A 21,365-nucleotide genomic window follows, 5' to 3' on the forward strand; every position below is an offset into this window, starting at 1 on the left:
CCCTGCCGTCAGCGGTAGTCGTCCGGATGGTCCTGCATCCACACGTTGATCCGGTCACGGGTCCCCACGAGTTCCTTCTGGTGCGTCTTGAGGTTCTCGTACGACCTGTCCTGGCCGAGGGTCTTGCGCAGTTCCGCGATCCACTCGATCGGCTCGGGGAAATGCCCGGGGCCCTTGGGGTCGGCCTTCATCGCCTTGTCCAGCCGCTCCAGCTCGTCGTGGACCCGCCCGAGGAAGTACGCGCACTGGCCGTCGCCGCCCGTGCAGCCGTCGCCGAGGGTGGCCTGGAGTCCGGCGAAGGCGTCGCGGACCAGCTCCGGCCCGGGTGCGGGTGGCACGCTGGACCGTGTGCCGGCAGGGGGCTGCGCCTCGCCGGCGGCGGGCTGTGTCCCGGCGGCGGCCGTCGTGTGCGTACCCCCGGTGTCCGGCTGACCGCCGCCCGTGGCGGAGCAGGAGATCAGCAGTGCCGCCGGAAGTGCGACGAGCGCTGCGACGCGGACGGGGCGGGGTATACGCATGGAGTCTCCGTTTCCTGGATCCGGCCGCAGGACCCTACCGTCACGGAGAGAAAAACCAAGCGCTTGCTCGCCTCAAGGGCTTGTGCGAAGTGGAACGCGTTCTTAACATCACTGATGTTACATCAGTTGTGTCACAGTGCTGGGGGCTTGATGGCAGCGACAGGGAACGGTCCGCCGGGCGGTCCGCTGGCCGGGGTGCGCGTGGTCGAGCTGGCGGGCATCGGGCCCGGCCCGTTCGCCGCCATGCTGCTCGCCGACCTCGGCGCCGATGTCGTACGGATCGACCGCCCCGGCGGCTCCGGGCTCGCGATCGACCCGGCGTACGACCTGACCAACCGCAACAAAAGGTCCGTACTGATCGACCTGAAGGCCGACGGCGGTGCCGAACAGGTCCTCGACCTGGTCGAACGCGCCGATGTGCTCATCGAGGGCTACCGCCCCGGGGTGGCCGAGCGGCTCGGTGTCGGACCCAAGGAATGCCACGCCCGGAATCCCCGGCTGGTCTACGGCCGGATGACCGGCTGGGGCCAGGAGGGCCCGCTCGCCCAGCGCGCCGGCCATGACATCGCGTACATCGCGATCACCGGCACCCTTGGCATGATCGGCAAACCGGACGAACCGCCCGCCGTGCCCGCCAACCTCGTCGGCGACTACGCGGGCGGCTCGCTCTACCTCGTCATCGGCGTGCTGGCCGCACTGCAGCACGCCCGTACCACCGGCGGCGCCGGCCAGGTCGTGGACGCCGCCATCGTCGACGGCGCCGCGCACCTCGCCACGATGATCCACGGAATGATGGCCGCGGGCGGCTGGCGGGACAGCCGCGGCGCGAACCTCCTCGACGGCGGCTGCCCGTTCTACGGGACCTACGAGACCGCCGACGGGCAGTACATGGCGGTCGGCGCCCTCGAGCAGCAGTTCTACAACGAGTTCATCGAGCTGCTCGGCCTCGGGGACGAGGCGCCGGCCCGCAAGGACTTCGCCCGCTGGGACGAACTACGCGCCGCCGTGGCCGACCGCTTCCGTACGAGGACGCGGGACGAGTGGACGGCGGTCTTCGAAGGCTCCGACGCGTGTGTGGCCCCCGTACTGTCGCTGCGGGAGGCCCCGGCCCACCCGCATCTGGCCGCCCGCGGAACCTTCACCGACCACGGCGGGATCACCCAGCCCGCCCCCGCGCCCCGGTTCTCCGCGACCCCCGGGGCCGTGTACCGCCCGCCGGCCCAGCCGGGTGCGGACACCGAAGCGGTCGCACGCGACTGGGACGTACCGAGCATCCGGATCAGGCAGCAGGGCGGGGAGCGGTAATGGCGATGAAACGGCAGATCTTCGGACCGGAGCACGAGGCGTTCCGCGAGACCGTCCGCACCTTCCTCAGCAAGGAGGTGCTCCCGCACTACGAGCAGTGGGAGCTGGACGGCATCGTCTCGCGCGACGCCTGGCTGGCGGCGGGCAGGCAGGGGCTGCTCGGGCTCGCCGTCCCCGAGGAGTACGGCGGCGGCGGGAACACCGACTTCCGCTACAGCGCCGTCCTGGCCGAGGAATTCACCCGGGCCGGCGCCGCCGGGCTCGCGGTCGGCCTGCACAACGACATCATCGGGCCGTATCTCACCTCGCTCGCGACCGAGGAGCAGAAGCGGCGCTGGCTGCCCGGCTTCTGCAGCGGCGAGATCATCACGGCCATCGCGATGACCGAGCCGGGCGCGGGCTCCGACCTCCAGGGCATCCGCACCACGGCCGAGGACCGCGGCGACCACTGGCTGCTCAACGGCTCCAAGACGTTCATCTCCAACGGCATCCTGGCCGACCTGGTGATCGTCGTCGCGAAGACCACTCCCGAGGGCGGCGCGAAGGGGCTGTCCCTGCTGGTCGTCGAGCGCGGCACGGAGGGCTTCGAGCGGGGCCGCAACCTCGACAAGATCGGCCAGAAGGCGCAGGACACGGCCGAGCTGTTCTTCAACGACGTACAGGTCCCGAAGGAGAACCTGCTCGGCGAGCTGAACGGCGCGTTCATCCATCTGATGACCAATCTCGCCCAGGAGCGACTGAACATAGCCGTCGCCGGGATCGCCGCGGCCGAGTATCTGCTGGAGATCACGACCCGGTACGTGAAGGAACGCGAGGCGTTCGGGCGCCCGCTGGCGAAGCTGCAGCACATCCGCTTCGAGATCGCCGAGATGGCCACCGAGTGCGCCGTCACCCGCACCTTCCTCGACCGCTGCATCGTCGACCACTCCGACGGCGAGCTGGACGCCGTGCACGCCTCGATGGCCAAGTGGTGGGCCACGGAACTGCAGAAGCGGGTCGCCGACCGCTGTCTGCAGCTGCACGGCGGCTACGGCTACATGACGGAGTACCGGGTCGCCAAGGCGTTCACGGACGGCCGTATCCAGACGATCTACGGCGGCACGACCGAGATCATGAAGGAGATCATCGGCCGCTCGCTCCTCTCCTGACCCTCAACACCGAAGCTGCTGTGATGCGAAAGGTTCTGTTGTGAGTACCGAAGCGTTTGTGTACGACGCGATCCGCACCCCGCGCGGCCGCGGCAAGGCCAATGGCGCCCTGCACGGCACCAAGCCCATCGACCTCGTCGTCGGTCTGATCCACGAGATCCGCTCCCGCTACCCCGGCCTCGACCCGGCCGCGATCGACGACATCGTGCTCGGCGTCGTGGGCCCCGTCGGCGACCAGGGCTCCGACATCGCCCGGATCTCCGCCATCGCGGCCGGACTGCCCGACACGGTCGCCGGCGTCCAGGAGAACCGCTTCTGTGCCTCTGGCCTGGAGGCCGTCAACATGGCGGCGATGAAGGTCCGCTCCGGCTGGGAGGACCTCGTCCTCGCGGGCGGCGTCGAGTCGATGTCGCGGGTGCCGATGGCCTCCGACGGCGGCGCCTGGTTCGCCGACCCGATGACGAACTTCGACACCCGCTTCGTGCCACAGGGCATCGGCGCCGACCTGATCGCCACCATCGAGGGCTTCTCGCGCCGTGACGTCGACGAGTACGCCGCACTGTCGCAGGAGCGGGCGGCCGCGGCCTGGAAGGACGGCCGCTTCGACCGTTCCGTCGTCCCGGTGAAGGACCGCAACGGACTCGTCGTCCTGGACCACGACGAGCACCTGCGCCCCGGCACGACCGCGGACTCGCTGGCCGCCCTCAAGCCGTCGTTCGCGGGCATCGGCGACATGGGCGGCTTCGACGCCGTCGCCCTGCAGACGTACCACTGGGTGGAGCAGATCGACCACGTCCACCACGCCGGCAACTCCTCCGGCATCGTCGACGGAGCCTCGCTCGTCGCCGTCGGCTCCAAGGAGATCGGCGAGCGGTACGGACTCAGGCCCCGCGCCAGGATCGTCTCGGCGGCCGTCTCCGGCTCCGAGCCCACCATCATGCTCACCGGCCCCGCGCCCGCCACCCGCAAGGCGCTCGCCAAGGCCGGACTGACCATCGACGACATCGACCTCGTCGAGATCAACGAGGCGTTCGCCGCCGTCGTCCTGCGCTTCGTGCGGGACATGGGGCTCTCCCTCGACAAGGTCAACGTCAACGGCGGCGCCATCGCGCTCGGCCACCCGCTCGGCGCCACCGGCGCCATGATCCTCGGCACGCTCATCGACGAGCTGGAGCGCCAGGACAAGCGGTACGGCCTCGCCACGCTCTGCGTCGGCGGCGGCATGGGCATCGCCACCATCGTCGAGCGTCTCTGACCCTCCCGTCCCTCCCTCCCCTTCCCCCGTACGGAGAAGCAGCAATGACCGCAACGCCGGCGAGTTCCACCATCCGCTGGGAGCAGGACGAGACCGGGATCGTCACCCTCGTCCTCGACGACCCCGACCAGTCCGCCAACACCATGAACCAGGCCTTCCGGGAGTCGATCGCGGCGATCGCCGACCGCGCCGAGGCCGAGAAGGACTCCATCCGCGGCATCATCTTCACCTCCGCCAAGAAGACCTTCTTCGCGGGCGGCGACCTCAAGGACATGATCCAGGTCGGTCCCGAGCACGCCCAGCAGGCCTTCGACATGGGCATGGGCATCAAGCGCGCACTGCGCCGCATCGAGACCCTCGGCAAGCCCGTCGTCGCCGCCGTCAACGGCGCGGCCCTCGGCGGCGGTTACGAGATCGCCCTCGCCTGCCACCACCGCATCGCCCTCGACGCGCCCGGCTCCAAGATCGGCCTGCCCGAGGTCACCCTCGGCCTGCTGCCGGCCGGCGGCGGCGTGACCCGCACCGTACGCCTCATGGGCATCGCCGACGCGCTGCTCAAGGTGCTCCTGCAGGGCACCCAGTACTCCCCGCAGCGTGCCCTGGAGAACGGCCTGATCCACGAAGTGGCCGCCACCCGTGAGGAGATGCTCGCCAAGGCACGCGCCTTCATCGAGGCGCACCCCGAGTCGCAGCAGCCCTGGGACGTCAAGGGCTACAAGATCCCCGGCGGCACGCCGTCCAACCCGAAGTTCGCCGCCAACCTGCCGGCCTTCCCGGCCAGCCTGAAGAAGCAGCTCAACGGCGCCCCGTACCCGGCTCCGCGCAACATCCTCGCGGCCGCCGTCGAGGGCTCCCAGGTCGACTTCGAGACCGCGCAGATCATCGAGGCGCGGTACTTCACCGAGCTGCTCACCGGCCAGACCGCCAAGAACATGATCCAGGCGTTCTTCTTCGACCTCCAGGCCGTCAACTCCGGTGCGAACCGGCCCAAGGGCATCGAGCCGCGCGAGGTGCGCAAGGTCGCCGTCCTCGGCGCCGGAATGATGGGTGCGGGCATCGCGTACTCCTGCGCGAAGGCCGGTATCGAGGTCGTCCTCAAGGACGTCAACGCCGACGCCGCCGAGCGAGGCAAGGCGTACTCGGAGAAGCTGCTGGACAAGGCGCTCAGCCGGGGCCGTACGACCGAGGCCAAGCGCGCCGAGCTGCTCGCCCGCATCACGCCGACCGCCGACCCCGCCGATCTGGCGGGCTGCGACGCCGTCATCGAGGCGGTCTTCGAGGACCCGGCGCTCAAGCACAAGGTGTTCCAGGAGATCCAGGGCGTCATCGAGCCGGACGCACTGCTGTGCTCCAACACCTCGACCCTCCCGATCACCCTGCTCGCCGAGGGCGTCGACCGGCCCGTCGACTTCATCGGGCTGCACTTCTTCTCGCCCGTCGACAAGATGCCGCTCGTCGAGATCATCAAGGGCGAGCAGACCGGCGAGGAGGCGCTGGCGCGCGCCTTCGACCTGGTCCGGCGGATCAACAAGACGCCGATCGTCGTCAACGACTCGCGCGGCTTCTTCACTTCGCGCGTCATCGGCCAGTTCATCAACGAGGGCGTCGCGATGGTCGGCGAGGGCGTCGAGCCCACCTCCGTCGAGCAGGCCGCGGCCCAGGCCGGCTACCCCGCGAAGGTCCTCTCCCTGATGGACGAGCTGACCCTCACCCTCCCGCGCAAGATCCGCGACGAGACGAGGCGGGCGGTGGAGGAGGCCGGCGGCACCTGGACCCCGCACCCGGCGGACGCGGTCATCGACCGCCTGGTCGACGACTTCGGGCGCACGGGCCGCAGCGGAGGCGCCGGCTTCTACGACTACGTGGACGGCAAGCGGGCCGGGCTGTGGCCGGGCCTGCGCGAGCACTTCGGCAAGCCCGACGTGCACGTCCCGTTCGAGGACATGAAGGAGCGGATGCTCTTCTCCGAGGCACTGGATACCGTCCGCTGCCTGGAGGAGGGCGTGCTGACGTCGGTCGCCGACGCCAACATCGGCTCCATCATGGGCATCGGCTTCCCGGCGTGGACGGGCGGCGTGCTGCAGTACATCAACGGGTACGACGGCGGCCTGCCCGGCTTCGTCGCCCGGGCGCGCGAGCTGGCGGAGGCGTACGGCGAACGCTTCGCACCGCCGGCGCTGCTGGTGGCCAAGGCCGAGCGCGGCGAGGTCTTCACGGACGCCTGATCCCGACCGCCTCGTGGGATGGAGGGCGGGCCCGTCTCAGGCGCGGGCCCGCCCTCTCGGCCGTGGTTCCCCGGCGGAAGAGCCGGGTGCGCTCGGCCGCGGTCACGCTGCGGCGGGCGCGGGTCTCGGGTGCCGGCCGCGGTTACCCGGCGGCGGAGCCCGTCGGCGCCTCCGGGTCGGGTATCCGCTCCAGCAGTTCGGCGAGGACGTCGAGCCGCAGCGAGACGCGGTGGACGTCGGCGGCCGCGATCCGGTCCGGGGGCGGGGCCTCGAACACCGGCTCCGGGGCCGCGCCGAGCGCCGTCATCCGGCGGAGTATGCGCTCCTGGAGCTCCTCCGGCGACGTGTAGGCGCACACGACGTCCTTCGGCTCGAAGATCGTCCAGGACAGCCGGCTGTCCTGCTCCCGCGCGGGAACGGCGTGCCAGGGCAGTCGCTGCACCGAGGGGTCCGGCAGGGGAGTGGGCAGCGCGGCCATCGGCCTCGCCCATCGCTGGATGCCGCGCCGCAGTGCGCCGCCGGTGCCCTCGGTCTCGGGCCAGGCGGCCGGCGGCACCACGGCCAGATAGCCGATGCCGTGCTTCAGGGACGCACGCCGCACGTCCTCGGCCACTTCGTAGGACCAGCGCTTCTGGTTCCACCGCCACAGACGACGGGACTGGCTGACCCGGATCAGGGTCAGCTCCCAGCCCGGTCTCCCGTGGACGCGCTTGACGTAGAGCCCGCCGGGTCTCAGCTCCGCGAATCTCATGGGTCCCCCCCAGGCCGGTGTGGTCGCCGGCCGTCGATCCCGCTCGTGTTCCCCGAGACTAGATGTCGCCACCGACAGTCGGTTCCCCACCGGTCCGCCGCGCGTCGGGTGTCTCGCCGTCCGTGCCGAACGCCGCGCGCAACTCCTCCCGCAGCGAGCGCTGGAAGGCCGTCACGAGCGCCTGGATGACCATCGGCTGCATATGAGCCGACAGGGACTTCATGGCGGCGACATGATCCGGGTCCGACTCGCGCTCCCGGTACGGGCCCCAGACCTCGTCCCGGAACAGCCGGGTCAGCTCGTGCGCGGCCGCGCGGGCGTGCTCCAGCAGGACCGTCCGGGAAGCGAGGATCGTCTCGTGCGCGATCGGTACGTCGAGCAGCTCGACGCCGAGCCGCAGCAGTCCGCCGTCGAGCCGGAACACGTCCGGGACTCCGGTGCGGTCCAGCACGCCCATCGCCGCGAGCCGGTCGATGTCCTCGTCCGACAGCGGCCGCCCCGCCCGGCGCTCCAGCTCTTGACGTCCCGTCTCCTCTGCCGACTCCGGCGCCCAGGAAGCCACCAGGGCCCGGTGGATCGCCAGATCGTGGGCGCTGAGGCCGGGCGGCAGCTGCTCCAGGTAGCGTTCGATCGCCGCGAGCGTCATGCCCTGGTGCTGCAACTCCTCGATCAGCGCCAGCCGGGAGAGATGGTCCGCACCGTAGTGCCCGACCCGGCGCGGGCCGATCACCGGCGGCGGCAGCAGCCCGCGGGTGCTGTAGAACCGGATCGTCCGGACGGTGACACCCGCACGCGCGGCCAGCTCGTCGACGGTCAGCGTCAGCTCCTCGGTCTCGGTCGCCATGGTCTCCCTCGCTCCGTGCGTGCTCCCCTCGAGTGCAACAGTATTGCTGTCTCACCAGTGTTGTGAAAGCGCGGGGAATCCCGGACCGAGGGCGCGACCGGTCGCCCGCAGCCCGAAGGCACGGCCCGCACGTGCCGGGCCGGAGCCTGTACACACCCCTGTGACAGGGTGGACGAATGACGGCGCACCACGAGTACTCCTCCGCTTCGCACTCGACCGCACCCGGACCGTGGTCGGACACCACCCCGGCACACAGCGACCTCCTGGCCGCGAAGGCGCGCGTCTACGACCCTTGCGGATTCACCTGCTCGCAGCCGGTTCCCGAAGCCGAGAGCGCCGAGTACGCCGCCCACGCGTTCACCCTCGACGGTCTCTCCGTCCGGTTCCGCGCAGCCAGGACGACCCCCACCAAGGTCGGTCAGTTCGTCACCGTGTGGAAGAGGTCACCCGGCGGGCCCATCCAGCCCTTCGACGCCGCGGACCCCGTCGACCTCTTCGTCATCAGCAGCCGTGACCACCAGCACTTCGGCCAGTTCGTCTTTCCCATGGAGGCGCTCCGCCGGCGCCGGGTCGTATCAGTGAACGGTTCAGGGGGTAAGCGGGCCTTCCGCGTCTACCCGCCGTGGGTGACGACCACCAACCGCCAGGCCGGCAGTGCGCAGGCATGGCAGGTGGACCACTTCCTGCAGCTGGACGAGGGCGGGCCCGTCGACTCCGCTCGCGCCCGGGCGCTCTACCACCCGTAGGGCGGCGGCGGCCCGCTCACGAGGTCGCCGCACCGCCCCGTGAACCTTTCCGTCCCGGACACCGACTGTCCTGGTAACGCGTGAGGCGAGGCAGGGAGACGTGGTGAGCGACGACAGGCGCGTGAGTCTGCTGGTGGTGCGCTGCCGGCTCGGGGAGCGGGAGGCGTTTCACGATCTGGTGCGGATCTGGCACGACCCGCTGTGGCGCTACGTGCGGGGAATGGTGGGAGCCCCGCACGTCGCGGACGACGTCGCTCAGGAGACGTGGGTCGCGGTGGTGCGCGGGCTGCCGCGGCTGCGGGAGCCGGAGCGGTTCGCACCGTGGTTGTTCACCATCGCCCGGCGCACGGTGACCGACCACCTGCGGCAGGCGTACCGGACTCCGGAGACCGCGGAGGAAGTGACGGAGGCCGTCGCCGATGACAGCGGCGGTCTCGGCGGTGTCCTGACCACGCTGGAGATCGAAGCGGGACTCGGGGGGCTGCCGCCGCTGGAACGCGAGGTGCTGATCCTGTTCCACCTGCAGGATCTCCCGCTGGCCGACTGCGCCGACGTGCTCGGCGTACCGCCCGGCACGGTCAAGAGCAGGCTGCATCGCGCCCGTCGCATGTTGCGGGACGTCCTGGTGGAGAGGGGATACGAGGCATGAGCGAGCACGACGACACGGCAGGCCGGGGTGTACCGAAGGAACTGGAGCGCGCGCTCGCCGCGGAAGTCTCGCTGCGTGCCCGCATGCGGCATGTGGCCGTGGGCCTCGCGGGAGGGTGCGGCGCGGCCCTGATCGCGGTGCTGTGGGCGACCGAACCCCACTCGCTCCCCGCGCGCACCCAGGCCGCCTTCGCCGCACTGATCGCCCTCGGCCTTGCCTGGGCCGCCTTCGCCGCGTGGGTCCTGAGCAGGCGCCGACCGCTGTTCGCCCGGGACCGGGTGCTCGGCGCCCGGCTCGCGCTCGCGGCCACCTCCGTGACCGGGGCGGCGGGCACGGCACTGGCGGTCATCCGCGGCACCACGGCCGAGGCCCTGACCACCGGGCTCGGATCCGGCGTCCTCGTCGCGGCCGCGGGACTGCTGCTGGTACGGGCCCAGGCTCGTCGCCGTGAGTTGCTGCGCTTGCGGAACTCGCTGCGGGAAGACGCCGCGTGAACCAGCGGACACCTCAGAACCGCACCGATCCGGATCACCGAACAGATCCGACGTCGTCGGCAAGCGGCCTTCCGAGCTCACTGACGGACGCGCCGACCGACCGTCGTCATGGCCGGCCGGACACCGCTAGTCCGCGACGGTGCCGGAGCCTTCGGCCCAGATGCCGCGCACATGGCGGATGTGGCGGTGCATCAGCGCCTCGGCGCCGTCGGCGTCCCCTGCCGCCACCAGGTCCAGAAGCGCGGCGTGCTCCCGGGCGGAGTCGATCAGCTCGTCCCGGTCGGCGAGGGCCCGCAGACCGTAGATGCGAGATCGGGTACGCAGCGAGCGCACCGTCTCCACCAGGTTCGCGTTGCCGGCGAGCGTGAGGAGCGTGAGGTGGAAGTCCATGTCGTGCGTGACATGCGCGATGAGATCGCCCCGGACGGCGGCGTCCTCGATGGCGGCCGCCAGGGGGCGCAACCGCTCGATCACGTCGGGGAACGGGCCGGACGCGGCGATGCGGCGGACCGTGGGCACCTCGATGAGCGCCCGTAGCTCGGCGATCTCGTCGAGTTCCTCGTCGGACAGTTCGACGACGCGGAAGCCCTTGTTGCGCAGGGGCTCGATGAGCCCTTCCTTGGCGAGTTCGAGCATCGCCTCGCGCACAGGTGTCGCGGACGCGCCGAGCCGGGCCGCCAGGCTGGGTGCCGAGTAGACGACGCCGGGCCGGAGTTCGCCCGAGATCACCGCGCCGCGCAGCGTCTCGGTGATCTCTCCGCGCAGGCTGCGCCGGGCGGAGAACGAGGGCAACGCCGGGAGGGCACCGTCATCCGTCGTCATATGGGTCATCCCCTCATGGTCGCCTCGTAGGCGGCGCCCGCGAGGACAAGATCCTCCCATGCCATGCCGACGCTCTTGAAAAGGCGGGGGCGGTCCCGGTCGGCCGGAACGCCGCCGCGCACGAGTTCGGCGAGCGTGAACAGCTCATCGGGGCTCAACTTCCCCGCCAGCACCGGCTGGACGATGTCGCCCGCCTCGCGCAGGGCGGCGGATCGCGCCTCCACCACGACCGTCGAGCGGCGCACGGTCACCTCGTCGACCTCGCGGGCGTCGGGCTCGTGCGAGCCGACGGCGACCACCGTGGCGTGGTCGGCGAGACGGGAGCCGTCGAAGAGCGGGGTGCGGGCGGTGGTGCAGCAGGCGACCAGGTCGGCGCCGGACACCGCGCCGAGGTCCCCGGCCTCGACGACGAGGCCGGAGTCCTCGTAGCGCCGGAGGAACTCCTCCCGCCGCTGTTCGTCGCGCGCGATCACCGCGACATGGCGGAGCGGGCGGACGGATCGCAGTGCCTCGACATGGCTGTGGGCCTGCGGACCGGTTCCGAAGACGACGAGGCGTGCCGCGTCCGGCTCGGCGAGGAGGTCTGCGGCGGCGGCGGAGACGGCCGCGGTGCGGATCGCGGTCAGTTCGACGGCGTCGAGGATGGCCAGCGGCGTGAGGGTGACCGCGTCGAGCAGCAGATAGGCGCCCTGGATGCGGGGGAGTCCCCGGGCGGGGTTGTCCGGTGCGACCGAGGCGATCTTCACCCCGGCGTACCGGCTCGACTGGGCCGGCATGAGCAGGAGTTGTCCGGCGCCGACCGGCACCGCGGTACGCGCCGGGTCGGTCTCGGGGTCGAGTCCGTCCCGCAGCGCCTCCTGCACCGCGGCGACGGCGACGCGCATCGGGAGGGCGGAGCGCACCTCACCGGCTGCGATGACGGGGGTGGTGCGGTCGGTCATGGCGACCTCCATCGAAGACGGCGAACCCTTCATCTGTGCAATGTTACATGGTACGTTGCGGACCCCTCGCCCCCGACTCCACGCCATGGGAGGCCCCATGACCAGCGCAGCGCCCGAACGGCACGACCGCCGAGTGGCCCGCAAAGTCCTGCTGTCGAGCCTGATCGGCAGCACCGTCGAGTGGTACGAGTTCTTCATCTACGGCACGGCGGCCTCGCTCGTCTTCGGTGATCTGTTCTTCCCGGAGTTCGACCCGCTGGTGGGCACGCTGCTCTCCCTGTCCACCTTCGCGATCGCGTTCATCGCCCGGCCGGTCGGCGGTGTGCTCTTCGGCCACTTCGGCGACCGGCTCGGCCGCAAGTCGATGCTCGTGCTCACGCTGACGCTCATGGGCGCCGCCACGTTCGCGCTCGGCCTGCTGCCCACCTACGACCAGGTCGGCGTGGCCGCGCCCGTCCTGCTCGTCCTGGTCCGCCTGGTGCAGGGCCTCTCGCTCGGCGGGGAGTACGGCGGGGCGGTGCTGATGAGCGTCGAACACGCCGACCAGCGGCGGAAGGGACTGTACGGAGCCGTCGTCAACACCGGCGTGGGCTGGGGGCTCCTCCTGGCCAACCTGCTGTTCCTGATCGTCACCCAACTCCCGGACGACGCCTTCCGCACCTGGGGCTGGCGCGTTCCGTTCCTGCTCAGCGCCGTCCTGGTCGGCCTCGGCCTGTTCATCCGGCTCAAGGTCGCGGAGAGCCCGGACTTCCAGGCGGTGAAGGAGTCCGGAGAGGTGCGCAGGCGCCCGGTGGTCGAAGTGATGCGCAAGAGCCCCGGCCTCGTCGTGCTCATGTGCCTGGCCTACGTCTCCACGGGCGCCACCTTCTACGTGCTCTCCGTCTTCTCGCTGGCCTACGGGGAGGACCAGGTCGGCGTGGACAAGAGCACGATGCTCGGCCTCGTCCTCGGCGGCACGGCACTCACCATCGTCGCCGTCCCGTACTTCGGTCTGCTCTCCGACCGCCTCGACCGCCGGAGGGTCCTGCTCGCGGGCATCGCCGCGATGGCCGCCCTCCCCTTCGCCTGGTTCAGCCTGCTCCACAGCGGGAACACGCTGCTGATGCTCGCCGGGTTCCTGCTGCTGTTCCTGGCCTTCTCGGTGGCCTACGGGGCGATGCCGACGTTCTTCGCCCACGTCTTCCCCGTCGACGTGCGCTACACCGGCATGTCGGCCGGCTACACACTGGGCACGGTCCTGGGCGGCGGGTTCGCGCCCATCATCGCCGCGTACCTGCTCGACCGGACCGGCGACTGGCCCGCGATCGCGTGGTACATGACCGCGGCCGGCGCGGTCTCCTTCGTCGCCGCGCTGTTCCTGCGCGAACGACCGGACGACGGCCCGGGCCGGAGTGACACGTCGTCACCGTCGAGCCTCCAGGGCGTCCCGGCCAACGGCTGACACGCCCCCTCCCGGCCCGCCGTCCTGCCGCGAACGGCGCCGCGACGGCATTCCGGTCGGCATGCCGTCGCGGCGCATCGATTGTCGGAGGCGCCCCGTACGGTGAGCGCATGACGGGGATCACGTACATACGGGGGGACGCCACCGCGCCGCAGGCCAAGGGCGTCAAGCTGATCGCGCATGTCTGCAACGACCTGGGCGGCTGGGGCAAGGGCTTCGTGGTCGCGATATCCCGACGATGGCCGGAGCCTGAGGCGGCGTACCGGCGCTGGCACCGCGAGCGGGCGCGCAACGACTTCGGGCTGGGCGCGGTCCAGTTCGTCCAGGTCGGCCGGTATGTGTGGGTGGCGAACATGGTGGGGCAGCGGGGGATGCGTACCGGCGGCAGAGGTGTGCCGCCCGTGCGGTACGAGGCGATCGACGCGGCGCTGGGCGCGGTCGCCGACAAAGCCGTGGAGCTCGGCGGGTCGGTCCATATGCCGCGCATCGGCTGCGGGCTGGCGGGTGGTACATGGTCGCGGGTGGAGCCGCTGATAGAGGCGCGGCTGGCTGCGCGTGGCGTTCCCGTGACGGTGTACGACCACGGGTCGTAGCCCCGGTGCGGTTTGGTGTGTACCTGACGCTAGAGTGCGGTGCTTGTTCGAGTGAGCGCATCGGGGGACGGGGAGGGGCATGAGCGCGCAGCTGAGGGAAACCGCCACGGAGTTGGCGGAAGTACTGTGGCGTGAGCACACCGTGTACCGGGACCGCGCGGGGGGCGTGGTCATCCGGGGAGAGCATGTGCAGCGCTGGATCAGCCTGGCGCCGAGCGGCGGCAGGGACGAGATCCTGGTTCGCGCGGGCCGTATCCTCGACGGCGGCACCACCGCCCCGGCGCGTGCGGAGGCGGTCGTGAGCCTCGCCGCGGGCACGAGTGAACTCGCCGCGGTCTGCCGCCGACTGCTGGCCGAAGCGGCCGCGGACGCCATGGCCGGTGCGATGCCGACGGGTGGCGCGTCCCGGTCCGGTCGCACGGCCAAGCGGTCCAAGCAGCCCAAGGGACCCAGGAGTTCCGGGAGACCCCGGAGACCCGGACGGTCCGGACGCACCGGACGGCACACGAGCTTCGGGTCCTGGGCGGTCATCGTCTGCGTGGTCGCACTCGTCGCCCTCTACGCGTACAGCATGTCCGCCGCCTACCGCTAGCCGCCCCGGCCGGTGCCGGAGCCCCGAAGCCTTCCACCCGTCACCGGACCCGGCAAGATCCCGGGGCCACGGAACAGGCGCGATCCGGAAGGCAGGCTCAGGCGCACCTGACCGACGCGTTACGCGAAGTGATGGGCCAGTGCGGCATGCGGGTCCTGGTCCGTCGCGTGCCCGTGGTCGATGTGGACGGTCGCGCCCGCCAGCCGTGGCACTGCGTGCAGCAGCGCGTGTTCGGCGGCGACCGCCACCGAATGGGCCTGGACGACCGTCAGTTCGGGGTCCACCTCGACGGACGTCTCGGCGCGCAGGGCGTGCCCGAGCCAGCGCATGCGAACGGCGCCCACCGCCCGTACGCCCTCTACATGGGACAGCGCGTGCTCGGCCTCGTCGACCAGGCGCGGGTCCACGGCGTCCATCAGCCGGTGCCAGATCTCGCGCGCCGCACCGCGCAGCACGAGGAGGATCGCGCCGGTGATGACGAGACCGATCAGCGGGTCCGCGTAGCGCCAGCCGAGCGCCGAACCGGCCGCGCCGAGCAGCACGGCGAGTGAGGTGAATCCGTCGGTGCGGGCGTGCAGTCCGTCGGCGACGAGCGCGGCCGAGCCGATGCGACGGCCGGTACGGATACGGGCCCTGGCCACCCACTCGTTGCCGGCGAAGCCGACGATCCCGGCCGCTGCGACGGCCGGGAGGTGCGTGACGACCTGCGGGTCCAGCAGCCGCCGGACCGCCTCGTACCCCGCGAAGGCGGCGGACGAGGCGATCACCAGCACCACGAAGACCGCGGCCAGGTCCTCGGCCCGGCCGAAGCCGTAGGTGTAGCGGCGGGTGGCGGCCCGCCTGCCCAGCACGAACGCGAGGGCGAGCGGCAGGGCGGTCAGCGCGTCGGTCGCGTTGTGGACGGTGTCGCCCAGCAGCGCGACGGACCCCGACAGCGCGGCGATGACCGCCTGCACCACGGTCGTCGCGGTCAGGATCCCGAACGAGAACCAGAGCGTACGAAGCCCCTCGGCCGAGCCTTCGAGAGCGGCGTCGAGGCGCTCGCCGTGATGGTGATGGTGGTGCCCACGACCGTGCCCGTGTCCACGACCGTGCTCGTGACCGTGTCCATGACCGTGCCCGTGTCCATGACCCGCCATGGACACCACCATGGCAGCCGGAGAGCATTGCAGCCACTGCCGAAAAGCGGCCCCCGACCAGCTGCGAGACGCTCGCGACTACGACCCGGCGGCTACTGCCCGGACGCGGCGACCGGGTAGTGGTCCGACAGGTTGGTGTACGTGTAGTCCGTGCCCCAGCTGCTCACGGTCCACGGCGCGCTCTGCTCCTTGATGACCTCGTTCTTCCAGCCCGCCGGCTTGGCGTGGCCCGCCCGGTGGAGGACGTAGTCGAGGTCCTCGCGCGGGTCGTCCGGGTAGCGGTCGGCCGCGATCGAGTTGTCCTGGGTGTCGAAGGAGTACGGGTGGCCGGTGCGGGTGTCGGCTCCGGTCAGCCCGCCGTCGGCGAGCATCGTCGCGTACTCGGGCGTGTGCGAGTCCACGTTGAAGTCGCCCGCGACCAGGACCTGCTCGGACGCCGGGATGTTCTTGGCGTCCAGGAAGGCGTCGATCGCCTTGAACTGGCGGCTGCGCATCTGTGCCGCCTCACCCGCGGAACAGCCCGGGTCGGTCGACTGCGCGTGGGTGCCCACCACATGCACCCTGGCGCCGTTGACGTCCAGCACGACGTACGCGAAGCCCTTGTTGGACCACCAGTCGGAGCCGCACGCGTCCTTGTAGACGTGCTGTTCCTTGCGCACGATCGGCCACTTGCTGAGGATGGTGACGCCGCCGTCCTCCGGGGTCGTCGCCGAGTAGGCCCCGCCGGTCGCGTCCCAGCCGCTCTTGCTGCGGCCCACCACCGGGGTCTGGTACGGGTACTGGGCCCGGGCGTTCTGCTGCAGCGCGTCGGAGGAGGAGTTGTCGAACGCCTCCTGGAGCACGACGACGTCGTTGCCCTGGAAGAAGGAGGTCCTGGGGATCTCGGTGGCGCGGTGGTCCTGGCCCCAGTTGGGGTACAGGGTCTTGCTGAAGAGGAAGACGTTGTACGTCAGCACCTTCAGCGACGGCGTCGCTGCGGCGGGCGCGGCGGTTGCCGACGGCGCGGCAGCCGCCAGGGTGGCGGCGGCGAGAGCCGTGGAGAGGGCTGCGCCGGAGAGACGGCGGAGCGCGGAGTGCGGCACTGGAACTCCCGTTTCTGATGGGGGGTAATGCCCGGCGCGCACATCAAAGCAGCGGGAGTTACCTTGGGGTAACCGCCAGGTGCCCAGTTTCTGTCCAGGGGTTCACCATCCCCGGAACTTGTACGGACAACTTGCCAACTCGCACGGGCGGCCCGCACGGACGGCCCGCACGGACACCTCACACGGGCCCGCCCCGCCACACCGGCAACGGCCGCCTGCCGACCGCCGCCTCGAACGCCGCGTGCGCCAGCAGCCGCGTCGAGTCCAGCGTGGGCAGCGGCGAGTCGTCCGGTGCCACCAGCAGCGGGATCTCGGTGCAGACCAGCGCGACCGCGTCGCAGCCGCGCTCCGCCAGCCGCTCGATGACGCGGACGTACGCCGCACGCGAAGCCGTCCTGAACTCCCCGTTCACCAGCTCCTCGAAGATGATCCGGTCGACGACGGCACGCTCCGCCGGCTCCGGCACCTCGGAGCCGATCCCGCGGCTGCCGAAGGCCCGCCGGTAGACCGGACCGTCCATCAGGAAGCGGGTGCCGAGCACCCCGACGCGTCCCCGCCCCTCACGCATCGCACGGTCGGCGACCACCTCGGCGATGTGCAGCCCGGGCAGCGCGAACGGCTCACCGGCAAGCTCGAGCGCCTCATGGGCGGTGTTGTCCGGGCACACGAAGAAGTCCGCACCGGCCGCGGCGAGCCGCCGTACGCTCTCGGCGAGCGTGGCCCGGATCGCGGCGAGGTCCCCGGCGTCCCACGCGGGGATGCTGCGCGCCAGCGGAATGCAGTCCAGCGTCACCTCCGGATGGTCGTGCGGCCCCAGCTCACGGAAGCCCTCACGGCAGAACTCACGGAAGCAGAGCGCCGCGCCCTCCACGCTGTGCGCGAGCACGCCGAGGTGTGTCATGGGCCCTCCGGAGCAGGTCACGGGTACCGCCGCACCCCGGCCGCGGTCGTGATCGCATACTGGACCACATGGAGACCGGGCGCACCGTCCCGCGCCCGCACGCTGCCGGGAGTGCACACATGAGCAGGCCGCAGGAAGCCGGATCCGCGCCGCAGGACCCCGTACCGCCTCCGCCGGGCGGTGTGCTGTGGAGCCTCGCGGGCGACATCCGGGGGCTGCTGATGCTGCCCGCCGCCCTCACGATGCAGGTCGCGCACCCCGCCGTCGGCGCCGGGGTCGACGAGCACTCCGTCTTCCGCACCGACCCCTGGGGCCGTGGCGAACGCTCCCTGCGCTCGCTGCAGCTGTGGGTGTATGGCGGGGAGGCCGCGGCCGAGGAGGGCCGCCGGCTGCGCAGGCTGCACCGGACGATCCAGGGGACCGACACCCGGGGCCGCCGCTACCACGCGCTCACCCCCGAGTACTACGCGTGGGTCCACGCCACCGGCTTTCCCGTCTACCGGCACGCCGCCCGCTATCTGTACCGCCCGTTCACCGAGGCGCAGGAGCGCAGGCTGTACGCGGAGTGGCTGCGGGTCGGCCGGGTCCTCGGCATCCACGACCGCGACATGCCGCAGACCGTCGAGGAGTTCTGGCCGTACTACCGCAAGGTCCTCGCCGACGAGCTGGAGCCCACCGCCGTCGTCCAGGACCTCACCGCGACCGACGGCGACGTCCCGCCGCCGGACCGCGGACCCCTGCCGCTCAGGCTGCTGCTCCGTGCCCTCTGGCCGGTGATCCTGCCGAGGTTCCTCCGCATCAGGCGCTTCCTCACCATCGGCCTCATGCCGCCCGAGGCGCGCGAGGCCATCGGGCTGCCCTGGACGGCCGGGGAGGAACGACGACTCAGGCGCCTCGGCCGCGTCGTACGGGCCGTGGTCCCCGTCCTCCCCGAACGCCTGCGCTACCTGCCCCTGGCCCGTGCGGCCCGGCAGGCCCGCCTAGTGCTGTGACCGGAAAGGTTCACCGGCTCGCGACGCCCGGCACGGCACTCCCCCGTAGCCCTTTGGGCACGGGAGGTGCCCCCACGCGGCGTTGTGGGAGTCGCCCGAGTACGCCCGGTACGAGGGCGATCTCCCCCAGCCTTCGGCCGGGGGTACCCCCACCGCCTGGCGATGCACCGCACCGGACGCCGCGAGCGACTCGGCAAACCTTTCCGGTCACAGCACTAGCCGCACCGGTCATGCCGAAGCCCGGCGCACCAGGGTCGTCGCAGTGATCACCGAGGCCGGCGTCCCGGCCTCCGGGTCGCTCCCGTTCAGCAGGCGCATCAGCAGACGCACCATCAGCCGCCCGTTGCCCTCGATGTCCTGACGGACCGTCGTGAGCGGCGGGTCCGTGGCCTCGGCGATCGACGTCATGTCGTCGAAGCCGACCAGGGCGATATCGTGCGGCACCCGCAGACCACGCCCGTGCAGGACCCGCAGCGCCCCCGTGGCCATCAGATCGTTCGAGGCGAACACCGCGTCGGGGGCGGCCGGCCCCCGGTCGAGCAGTTCGGCCATCGCCCGCGCCCCGCTCTCCACCGTGAAGTCGCCCTGGGCCGTCAACTCCGGCCCCGCCCCGGGCAGTACGTCCCGGTAGCCGTCGAGCCGGTCCAGCGCCGAGGTCTGGTCGCGCGGCCCCGCTATGTGCGCGATCCGGGTACGGCCGAGGCCGACGAGATGACGCACCGCCTCGCGGGCGCCGCCGCGGTTGTCGCAGTCGACGTACGGCACCGCGTATTCGGAACCGGCCCCCGGCCCGCCGGGCCTGCCTCCGAACACCACCGGCACCCCCGACTCCGTGACCACCGAGGGAAGTTCGTCGCTGTCGTGGAGAGAGAAGGCGAGCGCGCCGTCGACATGGCCACCGCCGAGGTAGCGGGCGATCCGGTCGTGGTCGTCGGGGCCCTCGACCCACAGCAGCACCAACTGGGAGTCATGGACGACCAGCTCACGGCTGATGCCGCGCACCTGACGCTCGAAGAACGGGTCGGAGAAGACCCGGAACTCCGGCTCGGCGATGATCACGGCCACCGCGCCGCTGCGCCGGGTGACCAGGCTCCGCGCCGCCTGGTTGGGTACGTATCCCAGCTCCGCCACCGCCGCCCGCACCCGGTCCGCCAGCGGGGCGCGGACCCCGGCCCCGCCGTTGACGACCCGGGACACCGTGGCCCGGGAGACCCCGGCCCGTGCGGCGACGGCCTCCAGGGTCGGTCTGGGGGATGTCGCCCTGGCCCCACTGCTCCGATCGGGCACGGGATGCTCCTCACCGGCGGTGTCCGTACGGGGGACACGGGTCATGAGGGGCCAGGGTAACCGCAGGCGCCGCCGCCCAGGAGTGGCGCGGCGGCGCCGGGAGCCACAGGTCAGTGACCGTCCGAGCGGTGGTGGTCGTGACCGTGGTCGTGCACCGAGTTCGTCGCGGCGATCTTCCGGTACGACGTGGGCTCTGCGGGCCGGACACCCGTGCGCGCGGCGGCTGCCGCTCCGGCCGGTGCCGCCGTCGCCCCGGCCGGCTTCGAGGGCTCGTACAGCCAGGTGTCGAAGAGCTCCGAGAGCGGCTTGCCGGAGACCTTCTCCGCGTACGTCACGAAGTCCCCGACGTTCGCGTTGCCGTGGGCGTGCACCGTCGGCCAGCCCTTGAGGATCGAGAAGAAGTCCTCGTCGCCGACCTCGTTGCGCAGCGCCTGGAGGGCGAGCGCGCCACGGTCGTACACGGCGATGTCGAACTGCTTGTCAGGTCCGGGGTCGCCCGGCTTCACCGTCCAGAACGGGTCGTCGGCCGGGTGCAGGGCGTAGACGTGGTCGGCCAGCTCCTGCGCCGTGCCCTCGCCCTCCTTCTCCGACCACAGCCACTGGCTGTAGCGGGCGAAGCCCTCGTTGACCCAGATGTCCTTCCAGCCCTTGACGGAGACGCTGTCCCCGTACCACTGGTGGGCCAGCTCATGGACGACCACCGAGACGTTCGCCCCGTTCGCGAACTGCCGCGGGCTGTAGAACGGGCGGGTCTGCGTCTCCAGGGCGTAGCCGCTGGTGACATTCGGGACGTAGCCGCCGAGCGCGTTGAACGGGTACGGGCCGAACACCTCCTCCAGCCACTCGGCGACCTCGGTCGTCCGCTCGACGCTCGCGCGCGCCGCGCCCGCGTTGTCGCCCAGATCCCTGCTGTACGCGTTGAGGACGGGCAGGCCCTTCGCGGTCTTGTCGGTCGTGATGTCGAACTTGCCGACCGCGAGCGTGGCGAGGTACGACGCCTGCGGCTTGTTCGACCGCCAGTTGAAGCGGGTCCAGCCGAGCCGCGACGACTGCGACTGCAGCACACCGTTGCTGATGGCCTGGGTGCCGTCCGGCACGGACACGGAGACGTCGTACGTCGCCTTGTCCAGCGGATGGTCGTTGGAGGGGAACCACCACACGGCCGAGTCCGGTTCCTGCGCGGCGACACCGCCGTCCGGGGTGCGGTGCCAGGCGGTCCAGCCGCCGATCTTCAGCTCGGAGGGCTTCCCGGCGTACCGGACGACCACCGAGACCGCCCGGCCCTTCTCCAGCGGTGCGGCCGGGGTGATCTCCAGTTCCTGGTCGCCGCTCTTCGCGAACGCCGCTTTCCTGCCGTTGACGCGCACCTCACCGACCGCAAGGCCGAAATCGAGATTGAAACGGGAGAGGTCCTGCTTGGTGGTGGCGACGATCGTCGCCGTGCCCTCCAGCAGATCGGTCGCCGGCTGGTATTTCAGCCGCAGGTCGTAATGCGCGACGTCGTAGCCGCCGTTTCCGGCGGCCGGGTAGTAGGGGTCGCCAATTCCCGGGGCCCCGGCGGTGAAGTCCGCGGCCGATGCCGGGACCGCCAGCACGAGCGAAGCCGCGAGCGCACTCGGAACGAGGATTCTGCGGTGCAC

21 protein-coding genes are annotated in these 21,365 nt (G+C 71.4%); 11 read left to right on the forward strand and 10 right to left on the reverse strand.

Annotated features, from left to right (window positions below; genetic code table 11):
• Positions 1-8: 8 nt before the first annotated feature.
• On the reverse strand, positions 9-518 hold the full coding sequence (locus ACIQMR_RS10845; RefSeq protein WP_401385074.1) for a hypothetical protein: 510 nt from the start codon (positions 516-518) through the stop codon (positions 9-11).
• 150 nt (positions 519-668) lie between these two features.
• Here ACIQMR_RS10845 and ACIQMR_RS10850 point away from each other — a divergent pair, with 150 nt between their 5' ends.
• Genes ACIQMR_RS10850 through ACIQMR_RS10865 form a run of 4 tightly spaced genes read left to right on the forward strand, consistent with a single transcriptional unit; the run spans position 669 to position 6,451 of the window.
• A complete protein-coding gene (locus tag ACIQMR_RS10850) occupies positions 669-1,823 on the forward strand; it encodes a CaiB/BaiF CoA transferase family protein (RefSeq protein ID WP_401385075.1) in 1,155 nt (384 codons plus the stop codon).
• Positions 1,824-1,828: 5 nt separating this feature from the next.
• On the forward strand, positions 1,829-2,971 hold the full coding sequence (locus ACIQMR_RS10855) for an acyl-CoA dehydrogenase family protein (protein WP_401385331.1): 1,143 nt from the start codon (positions 1,829-1,831) through the stop codon (positions 2,969-2,971).
• 40 nt (positions 2,972-3,011) lie between these two features.
• Positions 3,012-4,226, forward strand: coding sequence for an acetyl-CoA C-acetyltransferase (locus tag ACIQMR_RS10860; RefSeq protein WP_266386037.1), 1,215 nt, complete (start codon positions 3,012-3,014; stop codon positions 4,224-4,226).
• Positions 4,227-4,270: 44 nt separating this feature from the next.
• Positions 4,271-6,451: a 3-hydroxyacyl-CoA dehydrogenase NAD-binding domain-containing protein gene (locus ACIQMR_RS10865; RefSeq protein ID WP_401385076.1), complete on the forward strand. Its 2,181-nt coding sequence runs from the start codon at positions 4,271-4,273 to the stop codon at positions 6,449-6,451.
• Positions 6,452-6,593: 142 nt separating this feature from the next.
• Here ACIQMR_RS10865 and ACIQMR_RS10870 read toward each other — a convergent pair whose 3' ends face one another.
• The gene (locus ACIQMR_RS10870; RefSeq protein ID WP_401385077.1) at positions 6,594-7,202 is read right to left on the reverse strand and encodes a hypothetical protein; all 609 of its coding nucleotides are present in this window, start codon (positions 7,200-7,202) and stop codon (positions 6,594-6,596) included.
• 58 nt (positions 7,203-7,260) lie between these two features.
• A complete protein-coding gene (locus ACIQMR_RS10875; RefSeq protein ID WP_401385078.1) occupies positions 7,261-8,046 on the reverse strand; it encodes a MerR family transcriptional regulator in 786 nt (261 codons plus the stop codon).
• 176 nt (positions 8,047-8,222) lie between these two features.
• Between ACIQMR_RS10875 and ACIQMR_RS10880 the strand changes: the two genes are divergently transcribed.
• The 3 genes from ACIQMR_RS10880 to ACIQMR_RS10890 all read left to right on the forward strand — a co-directional run bounded on the left by ACIQMR_RS10880 (position 8,223) and on the right by ACIQMR_RS10890 (position 9,935).
• Complete coding sequence (locus tag ACIQMR_RS10880; protein WP_401385079.1) at positions 8,223-8,792, forward strand: MepB family protein; 570 nt, start codon at positions 8,223-8,225, stop codon at positions 8,790-8,792.
• Positions 8,793-8,895: 103 nt separating this feature from the next.
• Positions 8,896-9,441, forward strand: a complete 546-nt coding sequence (locus ACIQMR_RS10885; protein WP_401385080.1) for an RNA polymerase sigma factor — start codon at positions 8,896-8,898, stop codon at positions 9,439-9,441.
• Positions 9,438-9,935, forward strand: a complete 498-nt coding sequence (locus ACIQMR_RS10890; RefSeq protein ID WP_401385081.1) for a transmembrane transport protein — start codon at positions 9,438-9,440, stop codon at positions 9,933-9,935. The genes ACIQMR_RS10885 and ACIQMR_RS10890 overlap by 4 nt, the downstream gene beginning before the upstream one ends.
• Positions 9,936-10,061: 126 nt before the next feature.
• Here the strand turns inward: ACIQMR_RS10890 and ACIQMR_RS10895 are convergent, their stop codons facing one another.
• On the reverse strand, positions 10,062-10,766 hold the full coding sequence (locus ACIQMR_RS10895) for a GntR family transcriptional regulator (RefSeq protein ID WP_401385082.1): 705 nt from the start codon (positions 10,764-10,766) through the stop codon (positions 10,062-10,064).
• Positions 10,763-11,698, reverse strand: coding sequence for an ornithine cyclodeaminase family protein (locus ACIQMR_RS10900; RefSeq protein WP_401385083.1), 936 nt, complete (start codon positions 11,696-11,698; stop codon positions 10,763-10,765). The genes ACIQMR_RS10895 and ACIQMR_RS10900 overlap by 4 nt, the downstream gene beginning before the upstream one ends.
• 97 nt (positions 11,699-11,795) lie before the next feature.
• Between ACIQMR_RS10900 and ACIQMR_RS10905 the strand changes: the two genes are divergently transcribed.
• The 3 genes from ACIQMR_RS10905 (at position 11,796) to ACIQMR_RS10915 (ending at position 14,324) form a co-directional block, all read left to right on the forward strand.
• Entirely contained in the window at positions 11,796-13,139 is a 1,344-nt protein-coding gene (locus ACIQMR_RS10905) for an MFS transporter (protein ID WP_401385084.1), read from the forward strand.
• 110 nt (positions 13,140-13,249) lie between these two features.
• Positions 13,250-13,732, forward strand: coding sequence for a macro domain-containing protein (locus ACIQMR_RS10910; protein ID WP_401385085.1), 483 nt, complete (start codon positions 13,250-13,252; stop codon positions 13,730-13,732).
• A gap of 79 nt (positions 13,733-13,811) precedes the next feature.
• On the forward strand, positions 13,812-14,324 hold the full coding sequence (locus ACIQMR_RS10915; protein WP_401385086.1) for a hypothetical protein: 513 nt from the start codon (positions 13,812-13,814) through the stop codon (positions 14,322-14,324).
• Between the two features lie 119 nt (positions 14,325-14,443).
• Here ACIQMR_RS10915 and ACIQMR_RS10920 read toward each other — a convergent pair whose 3' ends face one another.
• The 3 genes from ACIQMR_RS10920 to ACIQMR_RS10930 form a co-directional block, all read right to left on the reverse strand.
• Positions 14,444-15,463 (reverse strand): cation diffusion facilitator family transporter, encoded by a 1,020-nt coding sequence (locus ACIQMR_RS10920; RefSeq protein WP_401385087.1) that lies wholly within the window; start codon positions 15,461-15,463, stop codon positions 14,444-14,446.
• A 92-nt stretch (positions 15,464-15,555) separates the two neighbouring features.
• Positions 15,556-16,545 (reverse strand): sphingomyelin phosphodiesterase, encoded by a 990-nt coding sequence (gene sph / locus ACIQMR_RS10925; RefSeq protein ID WP_401385088.1) that lies wholly within the window; start codon positions 16,543-16,545, stop codon positions 15,556-15,558.
• Between the two features lie 178 nt (positions 16,546-16,723).
• Entirely contained in the window at positions 16,724-17,446 is a 723-nt protein-coding gene (locus ACIQMR_RS10930; RefSeq protein WP_401385089.1) for an aspartate/glutamate racemase family protein, read from the reverse strand.
• Positions 17,447-17,565: 119 nt separating this feature from the next.
• Here ACIQMR_RS10930 and ACIQMR_RS10935 point away from each other — a divergent pair, with 119 nt between their 5' ends.
• Positions 17,566-18,438, forward strand: coding sequence for an oxygenase MpaB family protein (locus ACIQMR_RS10935; RefSeq protein ID WP_401385090.1), 873 nt, complete (start codon positions 17,566-17,568; stop codon positions 18,436-18,438).
• Between the two features lie 228 nt (positions 18,439-18,666).
• On the opposite strand, the gene ACIQMR_RS10940 is transcribed toward ACIQMR_RS10935, so the two are convergent.
• Both ACIQMR_RS10940 and ACIQMR_RS10945 read right to left on the reverse strand, forming a co-directional pair.
• The gene (locus tag ACIQMR_RS10940) at positions 18,667-19,770 is read right to left on the reverse strand and encodes a LacI family DNA-binding transcriptional regulator (protein ID WP_401385091.1); all 1,104 of its coding nucleotides are present in this window, start codon (positions 19,768-19,770) and stop codon (positions 18,667-18,669) included.
• Positions 19,771-19,835: 65 nt separating this feature from the next.
• Entirely contained in the window at positions 19,836-21,365 is a 1,530-nt protein-coding gene (locus ACIQMR_RS10945; protein WP_401385092.1) for a M1 family metallopeptidase, read from the reverse strand.

The organism is Streptomyces sp. NPDC091376 (assembly GCF_044757085.1).
In the GTDB taxonomy this organism is placed as follows: Bacteria; Actinomycetota; Actinomycetes; order Streptomycetales; family Streptomycetaceae; genus Streptomyces; species Streptomyces pratisoli.

What these genes read in the sequence shown, in the direction of transcription:
- ACIQMR_RS10855 (WP_401385331.1), top strand. Translation starts at nt 1,829, where the DNA reads ATGAAACGGCAGATCTTCGGACCGGAGCACGAGGCGTTCCGCGAGACC.
- ACIQMR_RS10930 (WP_401385089.1), bottom strand. Translation starts at nt 17,446, where the DNA reads ATGACACACCTCGGCGTGCTCGCGCACAGCGTGGAGGGCGCGGCGCTC.
- ACIQMR_RS10900 (WP_401385083.1), bottom strand. Translation starts at nt 11,698, where the DNA reads ATGACCGACCGCACCACCCCCGTCATCGCAGCCGGTGAGGTGCGCTCC.
- ACIQMR_RS10875 (WP_401385078.1), bottom strand. Translation starts at nt 8,046, where the DNA reads ATGGCGACCGAGACCGAGGAGCTGACGCTGACCGTCGACGAGCTGGCC.
- ACIQMR_RS10920 (WP_401385087.1), bottom strand. Translation starts at nt 15,463, where the DNA reads ATGGCGGGTCATGGACACGGGCACGGTCATGGACACGGTCACGAGCAC.
- ACIQMR_RS10890 (WP_401385081.1), top strand. Translation starts at nt 9,438, where the DNA reads ATGAGCGAGCACGACGACACGGCAGGCCGGGGTGTACCGAAGGAACTG.
- ACIQMR_RS10850 (WP_401385075.1), top strand. Translation starts at nt 669, where the DNA reads ATGGCAGCGACAGGGAACGGTCCGCCGGGCGGTCCGCTGGCCGGGGTG.
- ACIQMR_RS10940 (WP_401385091.1), bottom strand. Translation starts at nt 19,770, where the DNA reads ATGACCCGTGTCCCCCGTACGGACACCGCCGGTGAGGAGCATCCCGTG.
- ACIQMR_RS10905 (WP_401385084.1), top strand. Translation starts at nt 11,796, where the DNA reads ATGACCAGCGCAGCGCCCGAACGGCACGACCGCCGAGTGGCCCGCAAA.
- ACIQMR_RS10915 (WP_401385086.1), top strand. Translation starts at nt 13,812, where the DNA reads ATGAGCGCGCAGCTGAGGGAAACCGCCACGGAGTTGGCGGAAGTACTG.
- ACIQMR_RS10910 (WP_401385085.1), top strand. Translation starts at nt 13,250, where the DNA reads ATGACGGGGATCACGTACATACGGGGGGACGCCACCGCGCCGCAGGCC.
- ACIQMR_RS10880 (WP_401385079.1), top strand. Translation starts at nt 8,223, where the DNA reads ATGACGGCGCACCACGAGTACTCCTCCGCTTCGCACTCGACCGCACCC.
- ACIQMR_RS10895 (WP_401385082.1), bottom strand. Translation starts at nt 10,766, where the DNA reads ATGACCCATATGACGACGGATGACGGTGCCCTCCCGGCGTTGCCCTCG.
- ACIQMR_RS10870 (WP_401385077.1), bottom strand. Translation starts at nt 7,202, where the DNA reads ATGAGATTCGCGGAGCTGAGACCCGGCGGGCTCTACGTCAAGCGCGTC.
- ACIQMR_RS10865 (WP_401385076.1), top strand. Translation starts at nt 4,271, where the DNA reads ATGACCGCAACGCCGGCGAGTTCCACCATCCGCTGGGAGCAGGACGAG.
- ACIQMR_RS10935 (WP_401385090.1), top strand. Translation starts at nt 17,566, where the DNA reads ATGAGCAGGCCGCAGGAAGCCGGATCCGCGCCGCAGGACCCCGTACCG.
- ACIQMR_RS10845 (WP_401385074.1), bottom strand. Translation starts at nt 518, where the DNA reads ATGCGTATACCCCGCCCCGTCCGCGTCGCAGCGCTCGTCGCACTTCCG.